The sequence below is a fragment of the Streptosporangium subroseum genome (assembly GCF_900188345.1).
GTDB classification, from domain to species: domain Bacteria; phylum Actinomycetota; class Actinomycetes; order Streptosporangiales; family Streptosporangiaceae; genus Streptosporangium; species Streptosporangium subroseum.
In genome coordinates, this window is record NZ_FZOD01000145.1 from 1 (window position 1) to 3,821 (window position 3,821).

Here is a 3,821-nt window from a genome sequence, read left to right on the forward strand (position 1 = left end):
GTGCTTGCAGTATCAGCCCGACTTGCTCAACGCGTTCATCGCCGAGACCGGCCTGAGCCTCGAACCGCCATAACCCCAGACCTTCTTAATCAGTACAGGCTCAAAATCCCGTAGACGAACTGGCGGCTGATGTCGTGGCGCTCGCGCAGACTCGTGGTGGGCGCGGGCGCTTCGGTCATCGGCGCGCGGCCGGAAAGCGGATCATGGGGACGGGCCTGGTCATGCCGGTCGGTGAGCTCGATGGAGACCGCGAAAAGCAGGTGGGACGCCATGCTCTTTGTCCTTTCTGGCCATCCCTGCTCATGTGCGTGAAGAATTGTGTCGAATAGTCTTCCTCAGGAAGATTACCGGGGACGGGGATGAGCTTTGCTGGAAAAGGTGTTCGACAGCGAGGAACTGCCGCAGGCCGATCGGTTGGACGCGTGGCATGACAGTGTGTCTCACTGGCTGACGCCCAACGTGTTCACCGTCGATCAGCCGGCCGAATTCCGGGCCTCTCTGCAGGCGGCGGACCTGGGTCCCGCCCAGGTGGTCACCATGACGTACTCGTCCATGCGAACGAGCCGGACGCCGAAGATGATCCGGCGTTCGGACCCCGAGATGTACGTCGTGGGGCTGACTTTGTGGGGGAGGCAGGCCATCGCTCAGGCGGGGAGGGACACCGCGCTCGGCGAGTGCGACCTGGTCCTCTACTCGACTTTCCAGCCTTTCGAGACCCAGGTGCGCGCGGACGACGGCACGGCGGGTTCCGTGGTGGCGCACATTCCGCGAGCGCTGCTGCTGTTGCCGTCCGACAAGGTGGACCGGCTGCTGGCGACCCGATTACCCGGTCGCACGGGAATGGGCGCTCTGTTCTCGCAGTTTCTCACCCACCTGGCCACCGGTGACGGTGACTACGGGCCGGATGACGACATTCGTCTGGGAACAGTAACGCTCGACCTGTTCACCGCGCTGCTCGCCCATCACCTGGACGCCGGCGCCCAAGTGCCCGTCGACTCCCGCGAACGAGTCCTAATCACGCAGATCCGCGCGTTCATCAGCAGGCACCTGGGAGATCAACGCCTATCGCCGGAAACCGTCGCCTCCGCCCATCACATCTCCCTTCGCTACCTGCAGCGCCTCTTCCAGCAGAACGGTCACACCGTCAGTGCCTGGATCCGGGATCAGCGCCTCGAACACGCCAGACGCGACCTCGCGGATCCGGCGTCGTTCCTCTCCCCCATCCAGGCGATCGCCATCCGCTGGGGATTCGCGCACCCCGCCGCGTTCAGCCGCGCGTTCCGCGCCGCCTACGGCATGTCGCCTCGCGACTACCGGCACCACTTCCATCCCGACGGGTGCGCGCGGCGTTAAGAACTGTGCGTCTCTCGCCAACGACATCGTTCCCGAGTTCCGGAGATGCTGATCACGGTAAAAGCCCGGGTCTCCGGAGAAAGGGACCGGCCCGTGGTCAAGTTCGAAGCACCATTCCTTTCATAGGAGGGTTCAGGATGGCTCACAAGCGACTCCGGCGGGGGGCTCTGTTCGCCGCCGGCACTGCTCTCGCGGCGGTCGCGACCGCGCCTGTGATGGCTGCTCCCGCAGCCGCAGCCGCAGCGGCCTGTGTCACGGTCGCGACCGGCACGAGCTGGGGTGTGGACTACGTCACGGTCCGCAACGGCTGTTCGACGACGCAGCGCGTCAAGGTCATCATCTTGGCGGGTGATGACAGTGGCTGCACGAGTTTGGCGCCGGGCAAGTCCATGACGCACCGTCACGTCACCGGTCGCTACCAGACCATTCAATTCTGCTGACTGACACGACGGACCTAGTGCTGTGACCGGAAACGATCACCGGGTCACGAGCACCCCGGCCCGCTCCGCCAGGCTTCCCTTCACCTGCCGATGCAGCTCGCGGACTCCGGGCCGCGACCAGGTCCTGCCGGTCGTCACGCCCCGCAGCAGGCGCACGCTCAGCACCGTCTCCCACAGGGCGTTCGGAGCCGGGGCGAGGGTGATCCGGCGAAGGTCGGCGTCGGAGAAGTGCATACGCATCATGACAATGGATTTTCACACCACCCGCCCGATTCAGACAAGGTTGGCCAACCCTTTTTAGTCAGGACTAAAAGGTGTTGTGGCCGGAATTCGGATAGGGAAGTCTCATTACCACAAGTCGATAAATGGCGGCCGATTCTCGGTTAACAGCGGCAATGCACAGCCGGCCATGCGCCACCCCTTTGGGGTGATGCTGTTCGGCTGATTTCCTGCGGTCACGACCTTCACAGAAAGAGAGCACATGCACAAACAGCGACGCTTTTTTCGGGCTGCGAAAATATCGGCGGCTACTCTCGCGCTGGCAACCACCGGCGCGATGCTGAACGCATCACCTGCCTCGGCAAGGCCGATCGACTGCAGTCTTACCGTGACCTTAATCAACGCCGGGTCCAGCGGTCTGAACGGCAAGGCGAGTGTGTACTGTTCGAAGCCCGAGCACCTCACGGTGTACATCAACATCTATCGGGAAGACGCGTTGGGGCACGGAGCCACTGTCGCTTCGGGGAAGGGGGACAGTAACGGCCGTCAGGGCTGGACCTACGCCACCGCCAATGAGCCTTGCTCCCAGCTCCAGACCACCAAGAAATACCATGCAGTAGCGAGAGTGGATGACACGACCTATCATATCCCCATCGAAGTCAAGGACGCCCAGACCCCCAGCTATAAGGGTCACTGTTAAGTGATCCAGTCCTGACCGTCAACGTTACGGCGGTTATGTCAGCACCTGGAGCAACATGGGATCACTGCCGACATCCACTACGGTTTCTGCTTAAAGGGTAGTGTCACCGAATCACGCTTCCCGGCGACGATGCGGTTATATAACGTTGATCGTATGAAGCAAAGCTATTCATTCGTGGTGCGGATAGAGGAGTTGCGACTCCTCGATGAAGGGACGCGGGGGAGCGGCGGCCAGCGCGACGTGGTGCCCGCGGAAGCGGCTGGGGTGGGTAAGACCTGGCCGGCTCGGCAGGCGGTCGCGCAGGCCAGAGAACGCGGCGCCCTCACCCACTGGGTCGGCCTTCGGGGACCATCACCCCTGAACCTGATGACCGTTAACGCGACCCTGTCGATGCTCTGCCTCTCCGACCCTTGAACCTTATAGGTAGCCAAGATCGCAAACTCTGACATTGAATGAATAATGTCAGGAAACGAAACTACAGGTTGTCAACTCCGGAATTCGGCCGGGACAGTCTTGTTGCCATGTGCCTGAAACGCCACATGTCGCCAGGTTCGTAACTCTAGGGGGAATACCATGCGCATTGTCACTCGCCAGCAGCTCGCAGGGGCGATCGTCACGGCGGCGGCCCTTACGGCGTCGGTCCTCTCCGCCGCACCTGTATTGGCGTCGACGGTGATGGAACCGAGTGCGAGAATGCCGGCCCGGGTCCTGGCCAATAGCTGTGGCCTACCGACATCCGCCCGCCCAAACAGTTCCTTCATCGAATCGTTCTACTACTGCGACGACTGCAAGAAGACGGCGGCCTACGACCAGAAGACGTTAGGCGGCACCTTCTACTGCACCTACAACCCGAGAAATGGGCTCACCGACGAGCACCGCCAGTATTGATCTTCCTGGCTGTGCGATGAGTCCGGATTCGTCGTCGGGCGTGGGGCCGACCATCGCCACCTGACTTGGTGCACGCTCGCCATCTTCGGGCGTGGAGACCTCTAGGGCCACGGCCTTGACGGGCCCGACAGCTTCGAAGAATTCCTCTCCACCTCCTCCCACCTTCTGGAGCTCCCGGTCAAGCCCTCGGTCAGGGCAGCCACCCTGCGTCTCCTCGCCGG

The 3,821-nt window shown here is 62.4% G+C and carries 7 protein-coding genes; 5 read left to right on the forward strand and 2 right to left on the reverse strand.

Annotated features, from left to right (window positions below; all coding sequences use genetic code 11):
- Positions 1-89: 89 nt before the first annotated feature.
- The gene (locus CHC08_RS47600) at positions 90-272 is read right to left on the reverse strand and encodes a hypothetical protein (protein WP_089213934.1); all 183 of its coding nucleotides are present in this window, start codon (positions 270-272) and stop codon (positions 90-92) included.
- 94 nt (positions 273-366) lie between these two features.
- On the opposite strand from CHC08_RS47600, the gene CHC08_RS47605 reads away from it, so the two are divergent.
- Both CHC08_RS47605 and CHC08_RS47610 read left to right on the forward strand, forming a co-directional pair.
- Complete coding sequence (locus tag CHC08_RS47605; protein ID WP_089213935.1) at positions 367-1,353, forward strand: AraC family transcriptional regulator; 987 nt, start codon at positions 367-369, stop codon at positions 1,351-1,353.
- A gap of 137 nt (positions 1,354-1,490) precedes the next feature.
- The gene (locus CHC08_RS47610; protein ID WP_089213936.1) at positions 1,491-1,793 is read left to right on the forward strand and encodes a hypothetical protein; all 303 of its coding nucleotides are present in this window, start codon (positions 1,491-1,493) and stop codon (positions 1,791-1,793) included.
- Positions 1,794-1,829: 36 nt separating this feature from the next.
- Here CHC08_RS47610 and CHC08_RS47615 read toward each other — a convergent pair whose 3' ends face one another.
- A complete protein-coding gene (locus tag CHC08_RS47615; protein WP_218825857.1) occupies positions 1,830-2,036 on the reverse strand; it encodes a hypothetical protein in 207 nt (68 codons plus the stop codon).
- Positions 2,037-2,274: 238 nt separating this feature from the next.
- Between CHC08_RS47615 and CHC08_RS47620 the strand changes: the two genes are divergently transcribed.
- The 3 genes from CHC08_RS47620 to CHC08_RS47630 all read left to right on the forward strand — a co-directional run bounded on the left by CHC08_RS47620 (position 2,275) and on the right by CHC08_RS47630 (position 3,600).
- Positions 2,275-2,712, forward strand: a complete 438-nt coding sequence (locus CHC08_RS47620) for a hypothetical protein (protein WP_143653720.1) — start codon at positions 2,275-2,277, stop codon at positions 2,710-2,712.
- Positions 2,713-2,865: 153 nt separating this feature from the next.
- Positions 2,866-3,126, forward strand: coding sequence for a hypothetical protein (locus tag CHC08_RS47625; protein ID WP_089213938.1), 261 nt, complete (start codon positions 2,866-2,868; stop codon positions 3,124-3,126).
- A gap of 159 nt (positions 3,127-3,285) precedes the next feature.
- Positions 3,286-3,600 (forward strand): hypothetical protein, encoded by a 315-nt coding sequence (locus tag CHC08_RS47630; RefSeq protein ID WP_089213939.1) that lies wholly within the window; start codon positions 3,286-3,288, stop codon positions 3,598-3,600.
- Positions 3,601-3,821 lie beyond the last annotated feature (221 nt).

What these genes read in the sequence shown, in the direction of transcription:
- CHC08_RS47620 (WP_143653720.1), top strand. Translation starts at nt 2,275, where the DNA reads ATGCACAAACAGCGACGCTTTTTTCGGGCTGCGAAAATATCGGCGGCT.
- CHC08_RS47615 (WP_218825857.1), bottom strand. Translation starts at nt 2,036, where the DNA reads ATGATGCGTATGCACTTCTCCGACGCCGACCTTCGCCGGATCACCCTC.
- CHC08_RS47600 (WP_089213934.1), bottom strand. Translation starts at nt 272, where the DNA reads ATGGCGTCCCACCTGCTTTTCGCGGTCTCCATCGAGCTCACCGACCGG.
- CHC08_RS47630 (WP_089213939.1), top strand. Translation starts at nt 3,286, where the DNA reads ATGCGCATTGTCACTCGCCAGCAGCTCGCAGGGGCGATCGTCACGGCG.
- CHC08_RS47610 (WP_089213936.1), top strand. Translation starts at nt 1,491, where the DNA reads ATGGCTCACAAGCGACTCCGGCGGGGGGCTCTGTTCGCCGCCGGCACT.
- CHC08_RS47625 (WP_089213938.1), top strand. Translation starts at nt 2,866, where the DNA reads ATGAAGCAAAGCTATTCATTCGTGGTGCGGATAGAGGAGTTGCGACTC.